This is a genomic window from Vibrio sp. Y42_MX_L11, from assembly GCF_024181785.1.
In the GTDB taxonomy this organism is placed as follows: Bacteria; Pseudomonadota; Gammaproteobacteria; order Enterobacterales; family Vibrionaceae; genus Vibrio; species Vibrio diabolicus.
Genome location: NZ_JAMZAP010000013.1, coordinates 119181 through 144495 on the forward strand (window position 1 = coordinate 119181; position 25315 = coordinate 144495).

The window sequence follows — 25315 nt, forward strand, 5'->3', positions numbered from 1 at the left end:
ATAACCTTATTCTGAGAAAGCTTTATTTGAAATAATTCGTAAATTTGTTTAAGTTCCAGTGATATTAAATATTGTATACATCACTCAAATGAACGCACAACAAGTCAAACCATCTTTAATCATCGTGGAAGACGATCCCAAATTACAAGCTATGCTGGGAGAGTATTTTGTTGAACAAGGTTTCCAGGTCAAATGTATCGACAACGGGACAGACGCACCCGAAGCGATTATTGACACACAGCCAGACGTGGTTTTGTTAGATTTGATGCTACCTGGACAAGACGGCCTGAGCGTATGTCGTCAAATCCGTGAATGCTACAAAGGCAAAGTGTTGATGCTGACAGCGAGTGATGACGACTTCGATCACGTCGCCGCATTAGAAATTGGCGCCGATGACTTTGTTACCAAGCCAATCAAACCTCGCGTGCTGCTGGCACGCATTCGCATGCTATTGAGAAGAAAAGAGGCAGCCTCTACCGAGTCCGAAAACGGTCTACAAATTGGAGTACTGTGTTTAAACCGATTACGTAAATCATGCGTCATGAACCAGGAAGAAATTGCGCTGACTGACGGTGAGTTCGATTTATTATGGGTTCTCGCAACACACGCAGAAAAAACACTCTCACGTGAGTGGTTAACGAAAACACTACGTGGTATTGAGTACGACGGTACAGATCGCACCATTGACAACCGTATTGTGACATTGAGAAAAAAATTAGGCGATGCCTCTTGCTCTCCACAAAAAATCATCACGGTTCGCGGCAAAGGCTATCTATTTATGCCTGATGCATGGAATGAATAATGAGACGGATTTATCTGGAAAGCTTTGTCGGTCTTATCATTCTATTTATGGTGAGTTTGTGGGGTTACGAATTCTTAGTCTATGAGATCAACACAGATTACGATTACCTGCTACAAGAGCAAGAAGGTCAAGCTTTCCACGATCTTATCTATCCTATCTACGAAGAGCACGGACTAGAATACACTCAGCAACAGCTTGAGCAATTTGCCACGTCCAGCCATCGCTTGTTGATTCCTCACACGCTCGAAGAACTTCCAGAGGACATCAGAAAAGCATTTGAAAGTGACACCTCTGTTAACGTTGCTTACGACGAAGAAAGGGATATATGGTTCCGCCTAGATGCGGACACCCCTATTTTCAAAATGATCGATGATCCGGATAGCTCAGTTATTCAGGCGATTAACTTTGATGACAACATTGTATGGTTATTCTTTTTAGCCGGATTTGCTCTGTATTGCATACTGCTGATCTGGTTTTTGAGTCGTCGAATTCGTGAGTTAGAAAGAGTCACAGTAGAGTTTGCTTCAGGCAACTTCAAAGCACGAGCAAGCACCTCAAGTGCCAAGTCCGTTGGAACGCTGAACAAAAGCTTTAATACGATGGCTGACAAAGTTTCTCGCCTGATCACTAGTAATAAAATGCTGACCAATGCAGTTGCGCATGAATTACGCACTCCTATTTTTCGTTTACAGTGGCAAGCTGACTTGTTATCGGACTCTACATTAACCGAACAACAGAAAAAGCATGTACGTAGTATCGTCGAGGACATTGACGAGATGGAAGACATGGTTGAAGAGTTGCTTTATTACGCCAAAATGGAACGCCCAGATACGGCGTTGCAAACAGAAAACGTAGCACTCGCCAAGTTAGTTAGTGAGTTAAAACAGAGATGGCAAAAAGAGACCAAATTATCAATCTCACTCAATGAAACAAACTCTGAAAACGCGCGCGCATTCGCCGATCCAAAACTGCTAAAACGTGCCTTGGATAATCTGCTACGCAATGCAATGCGATACGCAAATACTCAAATTATGGTTGAGATAAAAAGTGATCAGCAAAGCTGCTTAATCCATGTACATGATGATGGTATAGGTATAGAAGAGCAGCATTGGCCTCACCTTTTTGAAGCATTTTATAGCGCGGATGAGTCCCGAAACAAAAACACGAGTGGATTTGGGCTCGGTTTGGCGATCGTCAGGCAGATAATGGAACTTCAACATGGTGAGGTTTCGATTTCTCATAGCCCACTTGGTGGTGCTTGCTTCACACTTCGTCTTCCAAAATCAGACAGTTAAGTTAACGTCTTTCCTCCTTTACAGAAGACGACACTTCAATACACTCCAGCGACAGAGCCCAACAATAAAACAGTGTACATTTAATCCATAAATTCACAGAACAAATGGATAATACTCATGTACAAACCTTTTATTCTGGTTATGACGCTTGCCTCTACTCTTAGCGCTTGTACTTATAATCAAAAGCCTGTTGTCGACATGACCAATGTTGATCCTGCTAAATATGAACAAGATTTTCTTTATTGCCAAGGGTATGCGGACAACGTAGACAAAGCGGAAGCTGCAAAATCTGAAGCCGCTAATGGCGCAGTTACAGGTGCACTAATTGGGGCAGCAGCTGGAGCGCTAGAAAGCGGGATAGGTGGGGCTGCTGTAGGTGCCGCTGCAGGCGGTTCTGTAGGGGCTGGGGCCGGAGCGTTGAGTGGAAGCAATGACTCCACCAAGACACAATCTCTCGTACTGCGAAAATGCCTTCAGAATAAAGGCTATACCGTCTACGACCTTGATTAATTCAACTCTTTTTTCTTATTCAAACCCTATATCGTTGTGTGATGAATGCCATTCACAAATGTTTCACGCAAGAACGATTAGTCTCATCTCATCGTTTGGATAGATGCACAATCTAAATTATTAAGCTGTAGTAAGGTCATATTTTGAAGCCAGGAAAAACAGGTCTACGCCGTGTCATGGATGCGACCGGCTATTCATTTCAGGGATTGAAAGCCGCATGGAAATACGAAGCCGCCTTCAGACAAGAATTGATTCTAGCCTTAGTGCTTTCCGTCTGTGCTTTTTTCCTTCCAGTCACCACATTTGAAAGAGTACTGATGATCAGTAGCCTGTTATTGGTCCTGATCGTCGAACTTATTAATTCCGCCGTAGAAGCGGTTGTCGACCGTGTTAGCGATGACTGGCACGAGCTCAGTGGTAGAGCCAAAGATATCGGCTCGGCTGCAGTATTTGTTGCGCTCACTCTTGCCCTTTTTGTTTGGGCTTCGTTCTTGCTCTAATTTTGATTCAAGACATTTACTTATGAAGACACATAATTTGCAACAGAAAGGTATCTCGTACGTTACCTTTACTTTCTTGTTGGCATTCTATTTCGCGCTGGTTGTAAACATTCCTATTTACAAAGAGCTGAATGGTATTTTTTCAAGCCTAGATAATGTCAAAATTGGTTTTATTATTACGATACCCATTTTCTTTCTTGCCGCGCTCAATTTCCTTTTTAACTTATTTAGTTGGCCTTGGGTTGGAAAACCATTCTTTATTACTTTGCTCATAATTTCGAGTATGGTTAGCTACGCAAGTTACAACTATGGCACACTTTTCGATTCTGGAATGATTGCTAATATTGCTGAAACCGATTCGAGCGAGGCAAGCTCTTACCTGAGTACTTATTCTGTCATCTGGACGCTACTTATGGGGGGCGTCCCTGCGATGATTGTCTATAAGGTCAAGTTGCAATCTCAGCGCCACCAATTGCTGTATTTTTCTCTCACGAAGTTGGTGTCGATGTTGTCATCTCTTGCAGTAATTGCTGTTATTGCCAGTGTTTACTACCAAGACTATGCATCTGTCGGTCGCAATAACAGCTATCTGAAAAAAATCATTATTCCCACTCAATTCGTTTACAGCGCGACTGGGTATGTAAAGGAGAAATACTTCACCACGCCAGAGCCGTATCGCGAGATTGGAATCGATGCAAAGCAGTCAGATAGCGCAGTAAAGCAAGCACAGAACAAGCCGACACTACTGGTGTTTGTTGTCGGAGAAACCGCTCGAACACAGAACTACCAACTCAATGGCTATAAGCGAGAGACAAACCCTTACACCAGTAAGCTGGATGTAATTTCATTTCAAGAGGTTGCGTCTTGTGGCACTGCAACTGCAGTATCTGTGCCTTGCATGTTTTCTCAGCTCACGCGAAGCGAGTTTGAACGGACCAAGGCAGATAACCAAGATAATGCTCTCGACATCATGCAGCGCGCTGGAGTTGACCTCATCTGGAAAGAAAATGATGGCGGAGACAAAGAAGTCGCCCACAAGATCAAGAAAATTGAAGTGAACCGAAAGCAAGCAAGTCCTCTGTGTAACGGTCAAACCTGTTACGATATGGCGCTGTTAGATCACTTTGATCAAGAAGTTGCGGATATGCACGGCAATCGCGTTGTCGCCATGCACCTTATAGGAAGCCATGGTCCTACCTACTTCCAGCGTTATCCTAGAGACAAAGCGTTTTTCAAACCAGACTGCCCACGTGCAGATATAGAAAACTGTAGCGTCGAACAAATCGTGAATACGTACGACAATACGATACGCTACACTGATCTTGTGTTGGCAGAAACCATCAACAAACTCAAAGCATTAGAGTCTCAATATAATACCGCTCTCATCTACGTATCGGATCATGGTGAATCATTAGGCGAAAACGGATTGTTCTTACATGGCATGCCTTACGGCCTTGCACCAGACTTCCAAAAACGTGTTCCTTTGCTCATGTGGCTATCTTCCGGCTTTAAGCAAGTGAAACAAATCAACACCGACTGTTTGTCGAATGAAGCGCAAAAGGCAGGCCAGTACTCACATGATAACGTGTTCCACTCTTTATTAGGCGTTATGGATGTACAAACCCAAGCCTACGACGGCAAGTTGGATATATTCAAAGATTGCCGCACGACTTCCTAAGTAGACCAACAAAGCCTGACTCAAAATGTGAGTCAGGCTCTTTTCTAACAAGGCATTTAAACTCATCAGCTTGCCAAGCGTTATACTACAACCTGCCATCCATACATCGAAATAAGGACTAGGATGAAAATTGGTATTATTGGTTTAGGAGATATTGCTCAGAAAGCATACCTTCCCGTTATCACTCAGCTTCCAAATATCGAACTTGTATTTTGTACCCGCAACGCAAATGCACTTGAGAGTCTGGCTAAGCAATATCGAATCTCAGAGACCTGTCAAGACTACCAGCAGCTTCTGCACTTTGGCGTAGATGCTGTCATGATTCATGCGGCAACAAGCGTACATCCTCAAATCGCAGCATTCTTTTTGCAACATGGAATCCCAACCTTTGTCGACAAACCATTAGCGGACAATGCTGATGACGTGGAAAAACTGTACGATATTGCCGAAAAAGAAAAACAACCACTTTATGTGGGCTTCAACCGACGTCATATTCCGCTTTACAACCAACACATGCCAGAGGTACAGCAAGGCAACATTTCTGACCTAAAATCGCTACGCTGGGAAAAGAACCGTCACCAACTACCAGGCGATATTCGTACCTTTATATTTGATGATTTTATTCACCCATTAGACAGTATTAACGTGACAGCCAAAACCGATTTAAAAGAGGCTTACATAACGCATCAGCTTGAGGGTGACCAATTGGCGCGTTTAGATATTCAGTGGCAACACGGAGATACTTTACTCCACGCTTCGATGAATCGTCACTTCGGTGTGACTGTGGAGCGCGTTCAAGCTTGTTATGCTAACAAAGCAGTGGAATTCGACTCTTTCGTTGAAGGGAAACGATGGCAAGCGAACCAAGAGCAAAAAATCAATTTGAAAGATTGGACGCCAATGCTGACGAGCAAAGGTTTTCATGCGATGTTGCTCGACTGGTTTAGCGTCGTTGAATCTGGAAAAATCGCTAGTGAAGTAGTGAAACGCAACATTGCTAGCCATCAGTTAGCAGAGCAAATTTGTCAATATATCGAGAAAGTTACCTCTAGGTAGCTTAATTCTTGGCTATGTGCTTAATCGAGTATTACGCTCTATACTAAAACAAACGTAGCTTCAGAGAGTCATTCATTCTCTGTTAATACTTATGCGGCTATTCTATCAAGCAAGTGAATGAGGGAACGGATCACGTTTATTAACGGAGTGGTTCTAGTTTTACATTACTATACCCTCAGGAACCTGCATCGTCATATTCAAGAGTAAAGGAAATAGAATGAGAACACTCGGTAACATCATTTGGTTTGTATTTGGTGGCGTATTTATGGGGTTGCTATGGTGGTTTTTCGGTATCTTAGCCTTTATTAGCATCATCGGAATACCTTGGGGGCGTGCGTGTATCGTTATGGGTAATTTTTCCTTTTTCCCATTCGGAAAAGAAGCCATTTCACGCGATGAATTGACCAATGAAATGGACATTGGTACGAGCCCTCTAGGCGTTATCGGTAACGTCCTTTGGTTTGTCTTTGCAGGCCTTTGGTTAGCAATCGGTCACGTACTTTCCGCCGCAGCGTGTTTTGTAACCATCATTGGTATTCCGTTTGCACTCCAACACCTGAAGCTTGCGGTTATTTCACTCGCACCAATTGGTAAAACGGTTGTGTCGTCAGAAGAAGCTGCAATGGCTCGGTACAATATCAACCGCTAACAAACAGCCAATATACTTTCTATCCTCTGGGCAGTATTGCTCAGAGGGCAACTCCCGTCAAAAGTAAGCCTATTATCGCTATCGTATATTCAATAATGGTTGATTGTATATCCATACCGTCACCTTTAAGTTGAAGTTCACCCTAGCTCTGTACTACTTTACTTTTTTATTAATCAATGGATTAGCTTAACCCTCCAAGCTCACCCACGCTCAAAAATCAGTATTATTTCCGCTCCTCTAAATTGAGTTCATTTACGAAAAGTCGAACTATAAGCATAGTTGATATTAATGATTTTTGACGATAAATAACTCACACCAATCCAGCGATAGTTCCAGCGTTTACTTTTTCTCAATAAACGTAAGCCGTTACGAAAGCGGGTTTCTTCCCGATCAAAGCCACCACTTCGCATCACTATCGCTTTTCTTTAAAAGGCAACAAATATTCGTTGTTATCTTGAGTAAATTATTTTGTTTGTCGCATTTAAGTTCAATCAATATTATTCGCGACATCAGAGAAATAGACCATTGAGCTCCTTAGCATTTATCACAGACATAGAACGTAAAGCCCCTTTTTTGCTCGTTTTTCTTTTTACAAATGTTCTAACTCAACGTCTATTCAGACAGGAATACACCGTGGATAAATATCAAGCTGCTTATGCCAAACGCCTAGAGAAGTTAAAGGGTAATCAATCTCCAAAAACGATAGCCCGTCTTTCGGCTTGGGAGGCATTTCTTAACAAAGAGTACGAACTCCAAGACTTAGAATACCAACTATCAGACGCAGCACACCTACACTATGAACAATCTCATGTGAAAAATGATATTTCTTTTAAGGCGTTCAAGCGGGCGTTCTATAACGAATCCATCAAAATCTACAACCTAACCGATGGCGCCTCTATACAGAAAGTATTCACTCCGCTGCTCGCATTAACGACAGTTTGGGTGCTATTTATCTGCTTTTTTGACAAGTGATCATCACTTTTATTAGAACAATAAACTTAGGGCGCTTGCATCATGATTCAAAACGATAACCAGACGCACAACGCCCCACTTAAATATAAAAAAGGAGTTTGATCTTGTATGTCTAAGATGACACTTCTTTTAATTACAACAACGATCAGTATCGGAATTACAGGCGCCGCTTTCTGTGTGGGAGTGACATATTTATTCAGTGTGCTTTCACTAAATGAGCTGCTCAATAACCTGTAACTCCCTAGGCTTAATATGAAAAGGGCATCCATCGATGCCCTTTTCTTTTACTTAAGGAGATGCCCTAGCACTTAGGGCCACTTGGGTATAAAACCGTTATGCGTTAAGCTGCATTCTATTCATCCAATAGGTAAAGAATGGAACACAGTGATGGAACAAGTAGGAGAGCGTGCATTGATTGTCGAAGGTGGGGCGATGCGAGGTGTATTTTCTTGCGGCATACTCGATCATTTTCTCGCTAACGATTTCTCTCCATTTGATAGCTTTTGGGGCGTATCGGCGGGCGCAAGTAACTTGGCGGCGTATTTAGCTAAAATGCCCGGGCGCAACTTAAAAATCTATCTCGATTACAGTTTAAGGAAAGAATTCATCTCACCATCTCAGATTCTACGTGGCGGCGATATGATGAACTTAGATTGGATGTGGAACGTCACTCTCGAAGAGCTTGGTATCGACAAGTCCGCACTAAAAGCGGATTCGAGACCTTTCTTTTTAGGCGTAACACGTCAAGACAATGGCCAAGCCGAGTACCATACTCCTAATGTCGACGAGCTCGCAGAAACAATGAAAGCCAGCAGCGCGCTTCCCGTGCTTTACCGAAATGGTGTCTTACTGAACGGCACCCGATACGTTGATGGTGGGGTTTCTGATGCACTTCCTGTCGCAGAAGCAATAAAGCGAGGAGCCAAAAAGATTATGGTTTTACGCAGCCAACCCTCTAGCTATCAAAAGCCGAAAGGAAAGTTCAGCGCGCTAACCAAACGGATGTTGAAAGAAACGCCAGGATTAATTGAGCCGATGTTGACGCGTAAAGTTCGCTACAATCAAACTTTAGCACTGATCGACAATCCACCATCGGGAGTCGAAATCATCCAAGTGTGTCCTCCCGAATCATTTAAATTAAAACGATTGAGTCGCTCGCCAGTACCATTGCGTCAAGCTTATGAGTTAGGTATTGAAGCAGGAAAAGAAGCCATCATGCGATGGAATCAGAAGTAGAAAAAAGCCACGTGGATTAGACGTGGCTAACGCAAATTCGATGGCAGTGGATTATCGTATTTGCTTCTGGTCGAGCCCAATAGTCAGGCTCAAAACTGTTGATAACTGCGCTACTCACAGAAAAGGGAGTTAGGATGTTGACGCTAGTAGGTTTCAAACAATCCTGAATTGTAGTCTTGGATTGCTTGTTCTATTTCTTCCATGCTATTCATTACAAAAGGGCCATAGTGAACCACTGGTTCATTGATTGGTTCGCCAATAAAAATCAGAGCACCACACTCCTTTTCGGCTTGTAGTTCAACCCATTCACCTTTCGATAGAATCGCCATTTCGCCTTGATTGATCTCACGATCTTTTAACTGAATACGACCTTTGTAAACGTAGATCATCATGTTGCGGTCTTGCTCCGTGGTCAAATTCAAAGCGTTACCAACCATCGCTCTCCAATCGGCCACCGTGGCAGCAACACCTGTTTCTGTTAGAGGCCCCTTAATACGTTCGTTGCTTATAGTCAGATGACCAGCAATCAAGCGCACAACGCCCGAGCTTTGAGTTTCGAATTCCGTTATCGTTTCAGGTTGAAAGTCATGATATTGAGCCGGTGACATCTTATTTTTCGCAGGCTGGTTTATCCAAATTTGGAAACCATGCAATTCACCTTCCTGCATAATAGGCATCTCACTGTGAATGACGCCTCTTCCTGCCGCCATCCATTGAGCGCCACCAGAACGAAGCTCACCAACATTATCCATGTGGTCACGATGCTGGAAATGACCTTTCAACATATAAGTAAGCGTCTCGATGCCGCGATGCGGATGAGGAGGAAAGCCACCCACATAATCAGCACGGTCGTCAGACTTAAGTTCATCCATCATCAAAAATGGAGAAAAACTTGCATTATTAAACCCTGCTACTCGACGAATTTTCACTCCGTCACCATCAGCAGTGGGTTGTGATTGAATAAGCTGACGAATTTCTCTGAATGTACTCATACTATTTCTCCTCGTTTACCTTTGTGGCCGCTTGCAAACCGCATGTTCAGCCATGGTTATCGATATGGTTCTATTTTAGATTGAAGAAAAATAATCATGAGCCTTGCTATTTGAGCTACTTATTCAAATTTTTCGAACAGCCCACTAATCCAAGCTGTCGAAATATATTTAAAAATAAGTGTAGCTATTTCCTAAACAAGGTGTATAGTAGGCCTTGGCTCTTAGAAGAGAGCTGTTAATGCAACATTTAGTTTAAGTTTCCTCTCAGTAAAATCTTGAATCCCCCAATTCAGACACCTGCGTACAACTTCCTCTTGATTGAACATTCAATAGCTTAGAAAAGATCCACAAAACAAATTCAAATTTTAATGTTTAATTCAAAGGTATTTTTATGTCTAAAGTAAACGGCTCAGTAAAATGGTTTAACGAAACTAAAGGCTTTGGCTTCCTATCTCAAGACAACGGTGGTCAAGATGTATTCGTACACTTCAACGCTATCGTTTCTGACGGTTTCAAAACACTGACTGAAGGTCAGAAAGTAAGCTTCAACGTAGAGCAAGGTAAAAAAGGTCCTCAAGCGACTGAAGTAACTCCTCTATAAGACTGCTTTTCTTGGTGTAGCATGCCCATGCTGCACCAAATCTCTCTCCTTCAAAAATATTCTCACTTTAATCACTCAGCCTAATATCAGGCATTGCTTTGTGCTACCTAAAATAAATAGGATAGTACTGCTTAATTTATTATTTATAGGAAAAATCATGTCCTCAAAAAGAACAGGCCGTCAAAGGCATTGGTATCAATTACTTAACAAAGACAAAATCACTAAGAAACAGGAGAATAAATGTTAGAAATTGAATTTAATCTAGAACAACCTCACACCTCTTGGAACGCTAAAATACATCAATTAAATGGTGATATTTTACGAAGGCACGTATTACCTAAGCTTCATTCTCATAGCTACATGATCGATTTTGAATATTGTGAGAAAACGCAATCTGGAACTATTCTCTGTGATTCAGGTTCAAAGTTAGGAAGTTTTACTGTTAACTAATTCAGTTTTCATGCATTAATGAATGATGCAACTAATTTGGAAGGTATCCAATGGCTAGAAAAAGTAAGAAGCAAGCAGAAAAAGACAAGAAAGAGTCTGAGCAAAACGCGGCGGCGGTAAAACAAAAAACGCGACGCCGTATAGAAGACATTATGGAACAAAGAGAATTTGACAAGTTATTTGATCTATAAGCTACCCTTGACTCTCTCAGTGCTTTCTCTGCTCCATCGTTGTGCAAGGTACCGCCACCTACCTTTGCTCAAACGAAGCCTCACTCTTTTTCCTCACTTATAACAACACGATAAGCCTCGTTCACGCTTAAAAGCCAATTTGCTCCTCTATACCCAAGTGACTTATACGGTTGCCAGTTACTTTTCTTAGAAAAACCCTTCGACTACTGACAACTAGGTTATTTGCGTATAGCCAAATTGAGAATTTTGCGTATAATCGCCTCGTTTGCTTCGTATAACCCCAATGATATGGTTTGGGGGTCTCTACCAGTTCCCGCAAAGTGCTGATTACGAAGAGTTGAGATCATCGTGGGTCTTACTCTTTGTGATAGCGTTCGATTTATTCTTATCTATACCTATTCTTAGAGTAACTGCATCCACAATACACATAAGGTGGAATATGAACGCATTTATTCAAGGTCTTCCAAAAGTAGAGCTGCACTTACATATCGAAGGTTCACTTGAGCCAGAACTTCTCTTCAAGTTAGCACAACGAAACGGCATCGACATTCCTTACTCTTCTCCGAGTGAACTACGCAGCGCGTATCAGTTCGAAGACTTACAGTCATTCCTTGACCTTTATTACCAAGGGGCGGATGTTTTGCGTACAGAGCAAGACTTTTACGATCTCACTTGGGAATACTTACTGCACTGTAAAGCGGATAACGTTATTCATACCGAAATCTTTTTTGACCCACAAACGCATACAGAGCGCGGTATTGACTTTGACACCGTTATCCACGGGATCGCCCGCGCACTACAAGATGGGCACGAGAAGCTCGGCATTACTTCACAAATCATTGCGTGTTTCCTCCGTCACCTTTCAGAAGAAAGCGCTATGGAGACTCTGCAAGCCGTTCTGAAACACCGTGATAAGATCATCGGTGTCGGTCTAGATTCTTCAGAACAAGGCCATCCACCAGCTAAGTTCAAACGAGTATTTAAACAAGCGGTAGAAGCAGGCTTACTGACTGTTGCTCACGCAGGTGAAGAAGGCCCCGCACAAAACATTACCGATGCAATTGAAATGCTTCACGTCAGCCGCGTGGATCATGGTGTTCGCTGTGTTGAGGATGAAGCATTAGTCGAGTCGTTAATTGAAAGCAAAATGCCACTGACGGTATGTCCATTATCGAACCTTAAATTGTGTGTATTTGACGATATGAAAGATCACAATATTGTCGAGCTACTGCGCAAAGGTGTCGCTGTGACAATTAATTCGGACGATCCGGTATACTTTGGTGGTTACATGACAGATAACTTTTTAGCCGTCAACAACGCACACCCAATGAGTAAGAATGAACTAGCTCAATTCACAATGAATGCGATTGATGCTAGCTTCATCGATAATGAGTTGAAAGCGAAGTATCGCCATCTCGTTAGTCAATACGTAAGTCAGCATGAAGCGTTGTAATAAAGCCATCAGTGCTACATCTTGGGTCAAACACTTAGGTGTTAAAACCTTACAAAAGCTCTGTGGTTAACCGCATTTATAAGCGCTAGACTGAGAAAGCTAAACTAGCACACAAAAAGGAATAAAATCATGATTCAACAAGGCCAAGCTCTACCAGTTGCGACTCTAAGCGAATTGACTGCCAATGGTATGGTTAACCACGACGTTACTGAGCTGTTTGCAAACAAGAAAGTCGTACTCTTCGCTGTACCTGGCGCATTCACCCCAACGTGCTCGGAAGCTCACCTACCAGGCTATGTGGTATTAGCCGACGAGTTGAAGGCAAAAGGTGTTGATTTAATTGCGTGTGTTTCTGTAAACGATGCATTTGTGATGCAAGCTTGGGGCGAAGCTCAAAACGCTTCAGAAATCCTGATGTTGGGTGATGGCGACGCAAGCTTTACTAAAGCATTAGGTCTTGAAATGGATACCGGCGGCTTTGGTGGTATTCGCTCACAACGCTACGCCATGATCATTGAAAACGGCATTGTGACCAAACTTAACGTTGAAGAACCAAAAGAGTTTGAAGCAAGCAAAGCAGAAACGATTTTAGCGGCGCTTTAAGCTTACCCTTAGATACAAAAACGGAAGCCATCGCTTCCGTTTTTTGTTGGCTAACGCATTCTCACAACACTCGTTTGTTGCTTACGCTGCATTTCCGCAAAAGTCAGCACAAATGGGGATGACTGCTTTACGCGGCTCGGCAGTGAAGAAAGCGCATTGTAGGCATCCTGTTTCGTTTTAAAATCGCCAACAGTTACCGTATACCAACGCGTGCCTCGGCTGTTTTTCCAGTTAACCCAAACCGGATGCTTAGGATCGATATAACGAATGTAATCTTTCACATCTTTTTCTTGCTTTAGCGCGAGTACCTGCATCGTGTAATGGTTTGGGTTTAAATAACCATACGCATCCTGAGAGGTCATTACTCCAACACATTGGCCACTATCGACCTGCTGCTGGTAAGGCATAGCGCAGCCCATGAGCGATAAAATCAATGTCAAAGATAAAATCTTGTGCACGTGTCACTCCATTTTTGTTCTAGTTTCTTTTCTCTCGCACTCAAAAACACAAAAACGCTTCTAATTAGGCGAAAATAGCCTACACAAGAAGGTTCGATGTTTTAGCGCAACGAGTATTCCAAAAAAGTAAGGCGACCACGTTGGCCGCCTTAGTAAATTGATTTAATAGAACAATAACAAGATAGAGTGATAATGGCAGAAGTTAGCTGTTTTTTAGAGCCAACTCGCGACCAATTGCTTAAACCAGTCTAAAATTCGCTTGAATAAGCTGCCTTCTTCCACTGATTCCAACGCAACAAGTTCGGCTTCATTCACAACTTTACCTTCGACTTTGTAAAGCACTTTACCAACCACTTGTTGCTCAGAAATTGGCGCTACCAAATCGCCATTATATTCAACTTCAGCTTGTAGCTTTTTCACATCCCCTTTTGGTAAAGTGAGATAAACGTCATTGGCCACGCCTACTTTAAGCTCATCTTGTTCGCCCATCCAAACTCGAGCGTTCGCAACTTCCGTTCCTGCCTCGGTTGGCATTACCGTATCGTAAAAGCGGAAGCCATAACTTAGCAGTTGTTTGCTTTCGGATTCACGGATATTCTCACTTTTTGCTCCCATCACAAACGCAATCAAACGCATATCACCTTGAGTCGCTGAAGTCGCTAGACTATAACCAGCACCGCTCGTATAACCAGTTTTCATGCCATCAACATCCATACTGCGATCACGAAGCAAGCCATTGCGGTTATATTGCGTAATGCCGTTGTAGGTAAACGAGGTTTCGCTATACAGTGGGTAGATATCAGGTAAGTCACGAATAATAGCTTGACCCAACTTGGCAATGTCATAAGGTGTTGAATATAAACCGTCACTGTCTAGACCATGAGGGTTGGTGAAAGCCGTGTTATTTAATTCAAGCTTAGCAGCCCAACTATTCATCAAGCTTACAAACCCTGACTCACTACCTGCGACATGTTCAGCAATGGCCACACTAGCATCATTACCTGATTGAACAACCAGGCCACGGTATAAGTCAGATAAAGAAACGGAAGTATTGACTTCAATAAACATCTTTGAGGAATCTGGGAAGTTTTTTGCCCAAGCATTTCGGCTAATGACGACCTCATCATCCAAAGTAATATTACCTGCGTTAATTTCTTGACCAGCCACATAAGCCGTCATTAACTTCGTTAAGCTCGCAGGATTTAGCCGTTTATGTGCATCACGTTCAACCAGCACTTTCCCAGTGTGAAAGTCCATCAAAACATAGCCACGAGAACTGAGTTCCGGTGCATTTGGCACAACCGTTGGTGCTGCATAAGCCAACGAAGATACAGCAGCGAACCCTGTAATTAACACTTTGTTTAATGTAGTACTTTTTCTCATCATGACATCTTATCTTAGTAGCATTTAAGGCTTACAAACGGTACCCGAATGAATTCAAAGCGCAGGGTTACCTAGGTAAAGAGCGAGTATATTGAAACGGCGCTCAGTTACAGCCACCTTGTTACGATTAGTTACTTTTACTCAATGTTTGTCGAGAATAATGAGAGGTAGGTAGAGCTTTCGTCTAGAAAGATGAGACAAGAGGCGAGAAATCATGCCGTTATGCTATGTAATTAGTGTTAAGAGAAAAAACCGTACAAGCCAGATCTAAAACTAAGCTTGTACGTGAAAAGATAGCTAAAAATTTTATCACTATCTAACTAGGGGCAACTAAGAAAATCTACAATTCAATTGATAATCCGAACTAATAATTTACTAACCAATGCTTCATCTCGGTCATAACAACATAATAATTTATTGTCAGAATTTCAGATAAAAATAAAAATTCAATTTATATATAACCTAAATATTATCTATTACTAGACAGGAGAAAAGTATAATTTCCCTTTCTTAAAACTAAGGGAGGCTTTTTTCGATGCCTTTGAGTTTGTATCGTCATCAGTAAACTGAGTGTAACAATGAGGGATAAGGCATCCGGCTTTAGCGCGAAAAGATAAGCCACTGTTATTTAAGTTCACTCTCTGCTTTTTTATCACTAAAGACTTTAAATTTCGGTTACCTTCAGTTTGTATAGCAATTCTTTCACGTACCCCAACCCAGTACGACTCAAACGACGACATTATACATATCCTCTTTCATGGTATAAGCAGTTGTAACTAAACATTGCTCAAAGCTAGATGTAGAATTCAGTAAATTATTTAAATTTTATTTATCTATAAATTTTGATTTAAATAGATTAACCCGCATATTCCACACAAAATAAAAGGTTATGTCAAAGATTAATTATCATTAAGTTTATTTATATTAGATATAAAATTAAGTTATAAATTTAAGGTTATCTAAAGTATAAATTTTTAGAATGTCATCAGCTAATAGTTAATAGAAATACAGAGGGCTTGTTGAATATGAAAACGACAAATAGAAGCAAAGAACTATCTATAGATTGAATAATCCTCAACGGGGTTACAATTCAAATAAAAGTAGCGCATCTAGTAAGATGCGCTATGGATTTGATCAATTTTGGAGTATGAGTTCGGATGAAAACAAACTTACTTGAAGTGACTGAGCCAAGGTTGCTTATGGTTTAAGCTTCAATACCTTATCAATATCTTCTGCGCTGTGACGTTCAGGTAACTGCTCCCACTCTTCTCCCCATGAGCGATTCACAATACGACCACGCTGGACAGCTTCTCGCTCATCAATCGCTTTCGCCCAACGCACAACGTTTTTGTAGCTTTCTACGTCTAAGAATTCAGCCGCATCGTAAGCACGACCCAGTACAAGGTTGCCGTACCATGGCCATATTGCGATATCAGCGATACTGTACTCATCGCCACCTAGGAATTCATTGTTTGCGAGGCGCTTGTCTAATACATCTAACTGACGTTTTGCTTCCATTGTAAAACGGTTGATTGGGTACTCGAACTTCTCTGGTGCGTACGCGTAGAAGTGACCAAAACCACCGCCTAGGTATGGCGCAGAACCTTGCAGCCAGAATAACCAGTTCATTACCTCAGCACGCTTAGCGCCTTCTTTTGGTAGAAAGTGACCAAACTTCTCTGCTAGGTAGAACAGGATGTTACCTGATTCAAACACGTTCACTGGCTCAGAACCTGAACGATCAACCAGTGCCGGAATTTTCGAGTTTGGGTTAACAGCAACAAAACCAGAACCAAACTGGTCGCCGTCACCAATCTTGATCAGGTATGCATCATATTCTGCTTCTTTTACGCCTGCCGCCAGAAGCTCTTCAAACATGATCGTTACTTTCTGGCCGTTTGGAGTCCCCATGGAATAAAGTTGGAATGGGTGCTCCCCAACAGGCAATTCTTGCTCATGACGAGCGCCTGAGTCCGGGCGGTTAATGCTCGCCCACTGGCCACCGTTTTCGTTATCGTTTGTCCAAACTTTTGGTGGAATGTATTCGTTAGCCATTGTTATCCCTTATTGTGTTTGAATGCATTATCAAACTGGCAAACTCAGTGCGCCAGCAAGCATGATGAAGTAACCCACCGCATTCGATAAATGGGCATATCCAAGATATTAGGCCGGAATCTTCAAATAAAAGTCCTGACCTTTCACTTAATTAGAACCTTTGGTTATGGGATTTTCTTTCACGCTATAAGGAAAAAAGTTGTGTTAATGTGGGTTAGGTTCGAGATGCTAACAATAATGAGTAAGCCCAACTCGGCGGCGCATCTCTGTTTGGTGATTTAGAACAACCGCTTAACTTTACAGTCACCAAGAGTGAAGTTGTTTTGGATACCTTAGTTCAAACCACTTACGTGCATGAAAGATAGTTAGGCTAGATAGTTAAAAAGAAAAACGCCCTTCACTGAGTCAATGAAGGGCGTTTTAATATCTTTGTAATCGAAACCGTTACTTAGCTGATTCAAACAAACCAGTGATGCCTTTCAAAGGGAAAAGCCTTGCTTGCTCCAACCCTTTCAACGTTACCTTGTTGAGGTCATCAATAAAGAAACGACTGGTCATCGTGTGTTTACCACCATTAATAAAAATCTCGATGACAGAGTTGTCGATATATATATCAATCGTCTGCTTAGCGTCCAATCTTGGTGCTTTTCGAATGCTACCAAATTCTTCTGCGTACAAGTGCGACATGTGACGACGATCCAGCATAAACTCGTGCTCTGTCGCACTAAAGACGATGTTGTCACCTTTGAGGTTACTCAGCTCAAGTTCAAAACCATCACCCACAAGGTCTAATTGGATCAAACAACTTGTGCTTTCCAGTGTATGGGATTGTGCAAAGACCACCTCTTCTTTTCTTAAACTCTCCAGCTCAGGGAGTGGAGTTTGAACAAGAAAACCATCTTTCAACGTTAGTTCTCTAGGAAGAGACAACATTCCTGCCCACTGGTGTGTGACCGATGGTGTGTCGATTTCTGGCAACCCTATCCATGCAATAAGAATGCGACGCCCACTCTCATCTAAATAGGTTTGGGGGGCGTAGAAATCAAACCCATAATCTGGCTGTAAAATATCTTGGTGGTTTTCTAAAGTCATCGACTCTAGGTTCAACTGATCACCCACGATATACGCGACAGAATAGATGTTTTTGAAATCATAAGGATTACTACTGCTCACACCCTGTGGAGAAAACAGCATCACCGATTGACCATTAATCTCAAAGAAATCAGGACACTCCCACATGTACCCAAGGTCAGAAAACTTGGTCTTGATAGGACCTTTATGCTGCCACGTTTTCAAATCTTTGCTTTGATAAAGCGCCATTGAGCCATGCTCAGTTTTGGTTTGAGCACCCACCACCATCAAATAGTCGTCGCCTTTCTTCCAAACTTTTGGATCACGAAAGTGCTCCGTGTAATGTTCGTTCTCAATGACCACACCGTGCTTTTCAATGTTGCCGTCTGAATCCATGGTGGCAAAACACTGTGTTGGGATTCGATTCCAATTTTGGTCACGCTTGTTGCCAGTAAAAAACAGCAAAGCCTTGTTGTTTTCCACCAAAGCGCCGCCCGAATAGACACCATGTGAATCGTAGTCTTGGTCAGGATGAAGACCTACGCCATGATCAGTAAAATGGATGAAGTCTTTAGTAGAAAGGTGATACCAATACTTCATTCCATGGACTGGTCCCACTGGCGTCCACTGGTAAAAGATGTGGTGCTCACCATTGAAATAGCACAACCCATTTGGGTCATTTAACAGCCCAAATCTAGGGGCGATATGAAAACTAGGAAAGCCTTTATCTTGCTGACGTAAAAGTGTCATTTCTTCGATATCACACTGAGGGATTTGCTCAAGTCGGCGATATCTTTGCTCTACAGTCCAACGGTTGTTTAAGCTCATAATTTTTCTCAACTGAAATTGGATCTGGAGATCATTGCCCAATAAATTGCAGCAATTCTGTCTGGGTCGGAAGCGCAGTCATTGCGCCTTTTTGCGTCGTCGCTAATGCACCACAGCCATTTGCCCATTGAATCGCAGAGCTAACAACAGGATGATTTTTCCAATCGTCATGTTGAGACAGACATGCCAGTAGCCCTCCGACAAAAGCATCACCCGCACCTGTGGTATCAATCGGACTAACGACTTGACCTGTGATCAGCTCACTCTGACTTTCAAAGACGCGCCAAACGCCTTTCGCACCTTGTGTCACCAAGACCAACGCAATATTCATAGCGGCTATTTGTTGTAAACCTTGTGCCATCGATGTTGAGTCAGTTAAGAACAAAAGCTCCTCTTCAGAGAGCTTAACCACATCAGCCATCGCTACAGCCTTCATTACGACAGCTTGGATTTCTGATTGATCTTGCCACACTTCATCACGCAGGTTAGGGTCAAAGCTAATGAAACCACCAGCGGCTTTTGCTCTTTTGATCGCCTCAAATGTGCTGCTTCTACTTGGCTCATTTGCCAGTGAAATCGAGCAAACATGCAGCCAGTCACCTTGCTTAAAGTTTGGGATATCTTCAACAGACATAAACTGATCAGCGCTCGGTTTTACCATAAACGTAAAGCTGCGCTCACCTTGATCGTCTAAATCCACCACCACTGTTGATGTTCTTTGCTCAGGATCTTTAACGAGAAACTCCGTGCACACGCCCTCTTGATCCAGAGTTGATTTCATAAAGCGACCAAATGGGTCATCACCCACACGTCCAAAAAACGCACTCTTACCAGATAGACGAGCAATCGCTACGGCGACATTCGCTGGTGCACCACCGGGACATTTGAGTAAAGAAGTCTCAGACTCCGGTATTAGATCGACAACAGCATCACCAGTTACCCACACTTGATTCATCTTGCTTACCTTAAAATTAAAGCTCTGATAGTCCAACGTGTTGAACACATTCACTACCAAGTAAAAATTGAAAAAGGCTAGCCAAGCCATTAGTGCTTGGCTAGCACCCCAAACATTTAGGAAAAGAAGTGGATTTTGGGGGACTCCACCCTTAAGGAGTTCAGATTAAGCCGCTGCTTTTTTACCGACTTTAGCGCGGTCACGCATACCAAGAACAATGGTGAGAACAAATGCGGTCAAGAACGCGATCACCATACCCGCGATGTAGTACCCAATCTTATCTGGCGTGATGGAAATGATGCCTGGAAGACCAGCTGCACCCAATGCCTGAGCTTTCACATTAAACATTGTGATGAACGCACTTGATAACGCCGCAGCGCAAACTGCCGCAATAAATGGGTAACGTAGTTTTAAGTTAACACCAAACATGGCTGGTTCTGTAATACCCAGCAAACCCGTGACACCCGATGGAATCGCAATACCTTTCATCTTCTTATCTTTGCTCATCACGCCCACCGCCAACGCTGCCGCACCTTGAGAAACGTTAGACATCGCCGCAATAGGAAAGATAAAGGTGCCGCCCGTCGTCGCAATATCCGCAAGAAGTTGCGTTTCAATCGCAATGAAGCTGTGGTGCATACCAGTAATAACAAATGGAGCATAGATAAGACCAAATACCGCACCACCAACAAAGCCAGCTGTGTTGTATAGCCAGTTCAGACCATCACCCAATAGGAAACCGATATCACGCGTGAACGGACCGACGACAGTAAACGTCAGCAAACCCGCTATGAAAATCGCCAGTAATGGCGTTAAAAGGTTGTCTAAAACAGAAGGTATGACTTTACGTAAGCCTAGCTCAACCTTCGCAAGAATGAATGCCGATACCAAAACCGGTAACACCGAACCTTGGTAGCCCACTTTTTGAATTTCAAAGCCAAGAATATTCCAAACCGGAATGTTGCCAGATACCGCAGCCCCCCCGAAGCCCCACCCGTTAAGTAATTCTGGGTGGACCATCAACATACCTAGCGCCGCCCCTAAATAAGGGTTGCCGCCAAACTTCTTACTGGCTGAAAATGCCAGCAGAATAGGCAGGTAAACAAACGGAGCGTTCGCAAACGTGTTGATCATGTTCGCCAAGTCTGTCAGTCCTAGGTTGGCATCAATCAAAGATTTGCCATCAATAAACAAGCCTTGAGCAGTCAATAGGTTATAGATACCCATCAACAAACCGCCAGCGACGATTGCTGGAATGATTGGGACGAAAATATCAGACAGCCCTTTCACCGCGCGCTGAACGATGTTTTGTTTCTCTGCGCCAGCAGACGCAACGTCGTTGGTGGACATTTCACTCATCCCCGTCAACTTCACCATTTCTGCATAAACTTGGTTTACGATGCCTGATCCAAAAATGATTTGGTACTGACCCGCAACTTTGAACTGCCCTTTTACCCCTTCAAGGCTATCAATCGCTTGTTCATCTATTTTTTGCTCATCTGCAACGGCAAGGCGTAAGCGTGTCGCACAATGCGCAAGTGCGGTGATGTTGCTTTTACCACCTAATAGAGTTAACAACTCTTTTGCTACTGCCGGATAATTCATTTCATACCCCATTGGATTATTATCTGAGCTTGCGAAATTTTCGGGAACGTTTGCAAAATAGATTTTTGCTCAATAAAACCAAATGATCAAAGATAAAGCAGAGAGAATGTGAGAATGATCGTCAAATTCTCTCCCTAAGAGCAGTATAGGAAGTTAGAATCGCTACTTATCAAAGAGCTTTTCATCTTCTCTTTGCAAACAATCCCAAAAACGAAAAACAGAATGGATAGGAACAATGGCGAGTCTGCATGATGTCGCCCGTCTGGCTGGCGTATCAAAATCAACAGTGTCACGGGTTATAAACGATGAGTATGGCGTAAAAGAAGCGACAAAACAGAAGGTCCGCCAAGCAGTAGCGGAGTGTGGCTATGTGCCGAACCAAGTCGCTAAAGATCTAAAATCTCAAAAGACCAATCTGGTTGGTGTCATTGTTCCTCGGGTTTCCTCTCATGCCACATCCCAAGGTGTCGATGGATTAACCGATGTCCTTGAAAAAGCTGGGAAACATGTCTTACTTGCTAGCACTCACCAAGCCCACGAAAAAGAACTGGAATACATTCAGATCTTTAACCAAAAACGGGTTGAAGGGATCATTCTTTACGCCACCCACCTCGATTCCAAGCTGGTAAAAGCAATTCAAAACTCAGCGGTCCCAGTTGTGCTCGTCGGTCAAGATGGTTCCATGTTTAATATTCCAAGCATCATTCATGATGACGCACGAGTGGGGTTTGAAGCGGGAAATAGACTAGTTGCAAAAGGTTGCCAAACTATGGGGTTTATTGGCGTGCAAGGTGACGATATCGCGGTAGATAAACAACGCTCTGAAGGATTTGTTCAAGCCCTGCAACACCATGGTTTTGAGCTCGCCTTTCATGCTCGTGGTGACTTTACCATCGACTCTGGCTATTCATTGGCAAAACAACACTTAACAAAGAACCCTAAGCTAGATGGCTTGTTCTGTGCGACAGACCGTATTGCTATCGGTGCGATGAGAGCGATTCAAGAGCTCGGATTAACACCGGGTAAAGACGTTTTAGTGCTAGGAGTTGGTGATGATGAGCTCGCATCAGTGTGCACCCCAACCTTATCAACATTTAACTATGCATTTGATAAAGCAGGGGAAAATGGTGCGAAACTGTTACTAGATAGAATTGCCAACAGAAGTTTTGAAATGAGTAAGATGGTACTAACCTTCAAAACAATTGAGCGTCAGTCCTGTTAATGAAAAAGCGCCAACTGAAATCAGTTGGCGCTTTTCTTATTACTCTTTGTAGGTTAGATCCCTTTAGAACCAAGTTTCCATTTGCAGTGCAAACAGAACTTCACCACCATCACCCATCGTTGCAGCGCCCGCATCCTGGCTAATCGAGTAGCCATTCAAGTCTTCGCTCCAATCAACGTAGCTAACTGCAAAACGTAGCTCAGGACGGTCAAAGAAACCTGCTGCGGTAGACATCTTAAGCGTTGGTGCAATTGTCGCTTTGTAAAAACTGCCACTTGCTTTATCAATCGCATTGTCTAGGTCCATGTATTGGTATGAGCCTTCGTAAACCATCTCAAAGTTTTGCGTAAACTCTTGCGCTAAGCGGATGTTGAACGATGCCCACGTGAATTCATCATTTTTAGCAAAGCGATCTTGGCTGTGTTCTGCTAGCAACGCAGGTGCTACACGCCAGTTGTCGCCGATGCGTGTTACACCATAACTGAACAAACGTACGGCTTTTGCGTCTTCTAGCAAATCACCGTTTGAACCAATGCCTTTAAGTTCCGCACCCAGTCCATCACCCATCAAAATACCGGTTTTAGAGAAGCCTTCACTCATGCCAAAGAAGTTATCGCCATGGTAAGCAAACATCGCATGTAAACCTTTGTCCGCTGCACCTTCTACGCGATCATTGTTATCAGCAGACGTCATGCCGCTCAGCATCAATTGCCAATTACCAAAACGGTTGTTCATTGTCGCGATATAGTTTTCAACATCAGTTGACGAGCTATCAATCTCACCAAAATCACGACCATAGATCGAGAAGTTTGCTTTCCATGAATCGTTCATTTGGACGTCATACACACCTGCACCAGTACCAGAGAGGAAAACGATATCCGAGTCAAAGAAGTGAATGTCAAAGTTATCACGGTCAAATCGTTTACCTGCCCAAAACGTTGCGTCAGCAAACGCACTTGATTCAGAGAACATGCTCAACTTGTTTAGCTCAGCATATACCTGACGAACGTTTAATTGACTCTCACTCGCTGTCCATTCGTTATTGGTTTCCGTACTATCTGCCAGCATGATTCGGAACAAAGCGCTGGAACCATCATCTGCAAAACGTTTGTGAATAAGGTTTGCTTCCACATAATGATCATCCTCAACCCCTAATCGTCCAATTGGCGCTCCAATAGCACCAGCTGCCGTCATGTAAGGACCAGTACCAACTGCACCATTCAGATCGTCATTAATGAGCAACCCGGAACGAGCGTAGCCATGAAACTCAAAGCTTGAGGCTTTTTCATTTGCTTCTACGGATACTTTTTCTGTCTGTTCAAGCCTCTGTTCTAATTCATTAATTCGCTTTTCAAGAGCGGCAACATCTGTTGTTGCGAATGCAGGTGCAGTAACCAGCCCAAGCGCTACTGCCATCGTCAAAGTGTGTAGTTTCATTTCCATGGTCTCACGTAAATTTATACTCAGGGTTTTGCAAACGTTCCCAAGAAAAATTGCAAACATATGGTGACTTTAAATGTCCATCTAAAGCCTGAATTTCAGAGCGCTCAGATACAGAGCGTCTCTATCACTTGTATCAATGGGGCGATAATATATAAAATTTTCGGGAACGTTACCGCAAGGAAGCAATTTTGTTACTTCTATCACGTTCAATTGTGTTACTTACAGAAAAATCATTAACCAGCGCACATTTGAATGGTAATGAGAAACAGGCATTGAAATTCAGCCTTATTAACAGGTGGCATTGTGGCAGAGACGTTGGCTCAACGTCTTTTATAGATTGTCTTGTGGTTAGAGCGCACAAAAAACTTCATAGAATCAGTGAGAGCATTGGCTCCATGCATTTTAATATCTACAAAACTCATTTTTTGAACATAAATGAGTTTTGTAAAATCCAATAATCTTGCTCATGGTCACATCGGTTTCGAAAAGCCACTCATTACCAAAAAGTAATCAAGCTAATGTAGTCTAATGCATCTCAACGTTATTCTCTTTGGCGACTAGTAAGTATTTAATTTGATGTTGAAAATCTGCCTCAATTATCTCTTCTCGACCTTTGGACATAACGGTGTCGTAAGCCATGTTTACATATTCATACGGCAGATATTTATCAAAAACATGAACTATATCGTCGTTAATTAAAATTTCACCGTAACAAGCTAAGTCTTCATCAAACGTATTTTGGTAACAAGATATTTTAGAACTATCCCATCCAGAGTAAAATTTGACACTCTTGACATCGTCATACATCGCAATGAATAACTTTTCGATTCCAAGCTTTCCTTCAGCCTCAAACCTCGACTCAAAGTTAACATAGCCGATAGCAATACCTTCATTAGAAGCTGAGTAATCTTTATTAACTCCGTAGTGGACTTGGTTTTCTCTAAGTTTAGAATTGCCAATAGCTTTCCAAGTTAGGCGGTTCCCATCAATATTTTCACCAAATGTAAGCTCTTCTTTGACCTCAATAATTTGGTTCGCCAATTGGTAAGTTAAAGGCAGGTCAAGATCCGGAACGTTAGTGGCAAGACTTAGACCTTTCCTGCTATGTTTTTCGTAAATTACCTGATGTTTTCTTGGCTCGGAGTGAGAGCTTACAACTATCCATCCGCTTTCTTCAGTAGATGGGCAGGGCAAGATCATGAAAATCCTTTATGGCATAAGGGGTGACGTGAAGTGATGTTTCCACTAATTTGTACATTTAAATCACAATAATTTCAATACATTCAAGATCGATTTGATGATCAGAT

At 42.6% G+C, this 25315-nt stretch carries 24 protein-coding genes, 1 pseudogene and 1 riboswitch; of the genes and pseudogenes, 16 read left to right on the plus strand and 9 right to left on the minus strand.

From position 1 onward, the window contains the following. Positions 1 to 88: 88 nt before the first annotated feature. The 9 genes from NL643_RS14530 to NL643_RS14570 all read left to right on the plus strand — a co-directional run bounded on the left by NL643_RS14530 (position 89) and on the right by NL643_RS14570 (position 8698). Entirely contained in the window at positions 89 to 802 is a 714-nt protein-coding gene (locus NL643_RS14530) for a response regulator (RefSeq protein WP_005396348.1), read from the plus strand. Next, the gene (locus tag NL643_RS14535; RefSeq protein WP_006741195.1) at positions 802 to 2097 is read left to right on the plus strand and encodes an ATP-binding protein; all 1296 of its coding nucleotides are present in this window, start codon (positions 802 to 804) and stop codon (positions 2095 to 2097) included. Before NL643_RS14530 ends, NL643_RS14535 begins: the two co-directional genes overlap by 1 nt. Before the next feature lie 117 nt (positions 2098 to 2214). Beyond that, a complete protein-coding gene (locus NL643_RS14540) occupies positions 2215 to 2607 on the plus strand; it encodes a glycine zipper family protein (protein WP_253644675.1) in 393 nt (130 codons plus the stop codon). Positions 2608 to 2750: 143 nt separating this feature from the next. Next, on the plus strand, positions 2751 to 3107 hold the full coding sequence (locus NL643_RS14545; RefSeq protein ID WP_012842368.1) for a diacylglycerol kinase: 357 nt from the start codon (positions 2751 to 2753) through the stop codon (positions 3105 to 3107). 22 nt (positions 3108 to 3129) lie between these two features. After that, entirely contained in the window at positions 3130 to 4785 is a 1656-nt protein-coding gene (locus tag NL643_RS14550; RefSeq protein WP_114323387.1) for a phosphoethanolamine transferase, read from the plus strand. 123 nt (positions 4786 to 4908) lie between these two features. Then, the gene (locus tag NL643_RS14555) at positions 4909 to 5841 is read left to right on the plus strand and encodes a Gfo/Idh/MocA family protein (RefSeq protein WP_193448252.1); all 933 of its coding nucleotides are present in this window, start codon (positions 4909 to 4911) and stop codon (positions 5839 to 5841) included. Between the two features lie 217 nt (positions 5842 to 6058). Then, entirely contained in the window at positions 6059 to 6490 is a 432-nt protein-coding gene (locus NL643_RS14560; protein WP_005373685.1) for a YccF domain-containing protein, read from the plus strand. Between the two features lie 633 nt (positions 6491 to 7123). Next, positions 7124 to 7462 (plus strand): hypothetical protein, encoded by a 339-nt coding sequence (locus tag NL643_RS14565; RefSeq protein ID WP_006741201.1) that lies wholly within the window; start codon positions 7124 to 7126, stop codon positions 7460 to 7462. Positions 7463 to 7849: 387 nt separating this feature from the next. After that, the gene (locus NL643_RS14570; protein WP_253644676.1) at positions 7850 to 8698 is read left to right on the plus strand and encodes a patatin family protein; all 849 of its coding nucleotides are present in this window, start codon (positions 7850 to 7852) and stop codon (positions 8696 to 8698) included. A 143-nt stretch (positions 8699 to 8841) separates the two neighbouring features. On the opposite strand, the gene NL643_RS14575 is transcribed toward NL643_RS14570, so the two are convergent. Then, complete coding sequence (locus NL643_RS14575) at positions 8842 to 9690, minus strand: pirin family protein (protein ID WP_253644677.1); 849 nt, start codon at positions 9688 to 9690, stop codon at positions 8842 to 8844. 391 nt (positions 9691 to 10081) lie between these two features. On the opposite strand from NL643_RS14575, the gene NL643_RS14580 reads away from it, so the two are divergent. The 5 genes from NL643_RS14580 to NL643_RS14600 all read left to right on the plus strand — a co-directional run bounded on the left by NL643_RS14580 (position 10082) and on the right by NL643_RS14600 (position 12988). Next, positions 10082 to 10291, plus strand: coding sequence for a cold-shock protein (locus tag NL643_RS14580; protein WP_005396336.1), 210 nt, complete (start codon positions 10082 to 10084; stop codon positions 10289 to 10291). A gap of 240 nt (positions 10292 to 10531) precedes the next feature. Further along, on the plus strand, positions 10532 to 10741 hold the full coding sequence (locus NL643_RS14585; RefSeq protein ID WP_053807947.1) for a hypothetical protein: 210 nt from the start codon (positions 10532 to 10534) through the stop codon (positions 10739 to 10741). Between the two features lie 50 nt (positions 10742 to 10791). Then, positions 10792 to 10932 carry a PA3496 family putative envelope integrity protein gene (locus NL643_RS14590; RefSeq protein WP_005396335.1) on the plus strand — a complete coding sequence of 47 codons (141 nt, stop codon included), beginning with the start codon at positions 10792 to 10794 and terminating at the stop codon, positions 10930 to 10932. Positions 10933 to 11182: 250 nt separating this feature from the next. After that, positions 11183 to 11282: riboswitch (purine riboswitch) on the plus strand. A gap of 89 nt (positions 11283 to 11371) precedes the next feature. Continuing rightward, complete coding sequence (locus tag NL643_RS14595) at positions 11372 to 12385, plus strand: adenosine deaminase (RefSeq protein ID WP_253644678.1); 1014 nt, start codon at positions 11372 to 11374, stop codon at positions 12383 to 12385. A 129-nt stretch (positions 12386 to 12514) separates the two neighbouring features. Beyond that, the gene (locus NL643_RS14600; RefSeq protein WP_167427310.1) at positions 12515 to 12988 is read left to right on the plus strand and encodes a peroxiredoxin; all 474 of its coding nucleotides are present in this window, start codon (positions 12515 to 12517) and stop codon (positions 12986 to 12988) included. Between the two features lie 50 nt (positions 12989 to 13038). Here NL643_RS14600 and NL643_RS14605 read toward each other — a convergent pair whose 3' ends face one another. The 3 genes from NL643_RS14605 to yghU all read right to left on the minus strand — a co-directional run bounded on the left by NL643_RS14605 (position 13039) and on the right by yghU (position 16884). Beyond that, the gene (locus tag NL643_RS14605; protein ID WP_006741205.1) at positions 13039 to 13446 is read right to left on the minus strand and encodes an SPOR domain-containing protein; all 408 of its coding nucleotides are present in this window, start codon (positions 13444 to 13446) and stop codon (positions 13039 to 13041) included. A 213-nt stretch (positions 13447 to 13659) separates the two neighbouring features. After that, a complete protein-coding gene (locus tag NL643_RS14610) occupies positions 13660 to 14832 on the minus strand; it encodes a D-alanyl-D-alanine carboxypeptidase family protein (protein WP_253644679.1) in 1173 nt (390 codons plus the stop codon). A gap of 1194 nt (positions 14833 to 16026) precedes the next feature. Then, positions 16027 to 16884 carry a glutathione-dependent disulfide-bond oxidoreductase gene (yghU, locus tag NL643_RS14615; protein ID WP_253644680.1) on the minus strand — a complete coding sequence of 286 codons (858 nt, stop codon included), beginning with the start codon at positions 16882 to 16884 and terminating at the stop codon, positions 16027 to 16029. A gap of 254 nt (positions 16885 to 17138) precedes the next feature. On the opposite strand from yghU, the pseudogene NL643_RS22785 reads away from it, so the two are divergent. Further along, positions 17139 to 17249 (plus strand): annotated as a pseudogene (locus NL643_RS22785) (dihydrofolate reductase); the annotation flags it as partial. Between the two features lie 79 nt (positions 17250 to 17328). Here the strand turns inward: NL643_RS22785 and NL643_RS14620 are convergent. The 3 genes from NL643_RS14620 to NL643_RS14630 form a co-directional block, all read right to left on the minus strand. Then, positions 17329 to 18783, minus strand: coding sequence for a sucrose-6-phosphate hydrolase (locus NL643_RS14620; RefSeq protein WP_253644681.1), 1455 nt, complete (start codon positions 18781 to 18783; stop codon positions 17329 to 17331). Positions 18784 to 18814: 31 nt separating this feature from the next. Then, the gene (locus NL643_RS14625; RefSeq protein WP_253644682.1) at positions 18815 to 19738 is read right to left on the minus strand and encodes an aminoimidazole riboside kinase; all 924 of its coding nucleotides are present in this window, start codon (positions 19736 to 19738) and stop codon (positions 18815 to 18817) included. Between the two features lie 165 nt (positions 19739 to 19903). Beyond that, positions 19904 to 21343, minus strand: a complete 1440-nt coding sequence (locus tag NL643_RS14630; protein ID WP_253644683.1) for a sucrose-specific PTS transporter subunit IIBC — start codon at positions 21341 to 21343, stop codon at positions 19904 to 19906. Positions 21344 to 21578: 235 nt separating this feature from the next. Between NL643_RS14630 and NL643_RS14635 the strand changes: the two genes are divergently transcribed. Next, positions 21579 to 22565: a LacI family DNA-binding transcriptional regulator gene (locus NL643_RS14635; RefSeq protein ID WP_009698245.1), complete on the plus strand. Its 987-nt coding sequence runs from the start codon at positions 21579 to 21581 to the stop codon at positions 22563 to 22565. A 63-nt stretch (positions 22566 to 22628) separates the two neighbouring features. On the opposite strand, the gene NL643_RS14640 is transcribed toward NL643_RS14635, so the two are convergent. Together NL643_RS14640 and NL643_RS14645 are read right to left on the minus strand one after the other, a co-directional pair. Continuing rightward, positions 22629 to 24002 carry a carbohydrate porin gene (locus tag NL643_RS14640; RefSeq protein ID WP_253644687.1) on the minus strand — a complete coding sequence of 458 codons (1374 nt, stop codon included), beginning with the start codon at positions 24000 to 24002 and terminating at the stop codon, positions 22629 to 22631. Positions 24003 to 24533: 531 nt separating this feature from the next. Next, the gene (locus NL643_RS14645) at positions 24534 to 25208 is read right to left on the minus strand and encodes a hypothetical protein (protein ID WP_253644684.1); all 675 of its coding nucleotides are present in this window, start codon (positions 25206 to 25208) and stop codon (positions 24534 to 24536) included. Positions 25209 to 25315 lie beyond the last annotated feature (107 nt).

Coding starts and splice junctions, on each gene's coding strand:
- NL643_RS14550 (WP_114323387.1), top strand. CDS start 3,130: ATGAAGACACATAATTTGCAACAGAAAGGTATCTCGTACGTTACCTTT.
- NL643_RS14630 (WP_253644683.1), bottom strand. CDS start 21,343: ATGAATTATCCGGCAGTAGCAAAAGAGTTGTTAACTCTATTAGGTGGT.
- NL643_RS14590 (WP_005396335.1), top strand. CDS start 10,792: ATGGCTAGAAAAAGTAAGAAGCAAGCAGAAAAAGACAAGAAAGAGTCT.
- NL643_RS14555 (WP_193448252.1), top strand. CDS start 4,909: ATGAAAATTGGTATTATTGGTTTAGGAGATATTGCTCAGAAAGCATAC.
- NL643_RS14620 (WP_253644681.1), bottom strand. CDS start 18,783: ATGAGCTTAAACAACCGTTGGACTGTAGAGCAAAGATATCGCCGACTT.
- NL643_RS14610 (WP_253644679.1), bottom strand. CDS start 14,832: ATGATGAGAAAAAGTACTACATTAAACAAAGTGTTAATTACAGGGTTC.
- NL643_RS14580 (WP_005396336.1), top strand. CDS start 10,082: ATGTCTAAAGTAAACGGCTCAGTAAAATGGTTTAACGAAACTAAAGGC.
- NL643_RS14560 (WP_005373685.1), top strand. CDS start 6,059: ATGAGAACACTCGGTAACATCATTTGGTTTGTATTTGGTGGCGTATTT.
- NL643_RS14640 (WP_253644687.1), bottom strand. CDS start 24,002: ATGAAACTACACACTTTGACGATGGCAGTAGCGCTTGGGCTGGTTACT.
- NL643_RS14530 (WP_005396348.1), top strand. CDS start 89: ATGAACGCACAACAAGTCAAACCATCTTTAATCATCGTGGAAGACGAT.
- NL643_RS14600 (WP_167427310.1), top strand. CDS start 12,515: ATGATTCAACAAGGCCAAGCTCTACCAGTTGCGACTCTAAGCGAATTG.
- NL643_RS14535 (WP_006741195.1), top strand. CDS start 802: ATGAGACGGATTTATCTGGAAAGCTTTGTCGGTCTTATCATTCTATTT.
- NL643_RS14575 (WP_253644677.1), bottom strand. CDS start 9,690: ATGAGTACATTCAGAGAAATTCGTCAGCTTATTCAATCACAACCCACT.
- NL643_RS14635 (WP_009698245.1), top strand. CDS start 21,579: ATGGCGAGTCTGCATGATGTCGCCCGTCTGGCTGGCGTATCAAAATCA.
- NL643_RS14585 (WP_053807947.1), top strand. CDS start 10,532: ATGTTAGAAATTGAATTTAATCTAGAACAACCTCACACCTCTTGGAAC.
- yghU (WP_253644680.1), bottom strand. CDS start 16,884: ATGGCTAACGAATACATTCCACCAAAAGTTTGGACAAACGATAACGAA.
- NL643_RS14625 (WP_253644682.1), bottom strand. CDS start 19,738: ATGAATCAAGTGTGGGTAACTGGTGATGCTGTTGTCGATCTAATACCG.
- NL643_RS14595 (WP_253644678.1), top strand. CDS start 11,372: ATGAACGCATTTATTCAAGGTCTTCCAAAAGTAGAGCTGCACTTACAT.
- NL643_RS14540 (WP_253644675.1), top strand. CDS start 2,215: ATGTACAAACCTTTTATTCTGGTTATGACGCTTGCCTCTACTCTTAGC.
- NL643_RS14570 (WP_253644676.1), top strand. CDS start 7,850: ATGGAACAAGTAGGAGAGCGTGCATTGATTGTCGAAGGTGGGGCGATG.
- NL643_RS14645 (WP_253644684.1), bottom strand. CDS start 25,208: ATGATCTTGCCCTGCCCATCTACTGAAGAAAGCGGATGGATAGTTGTA.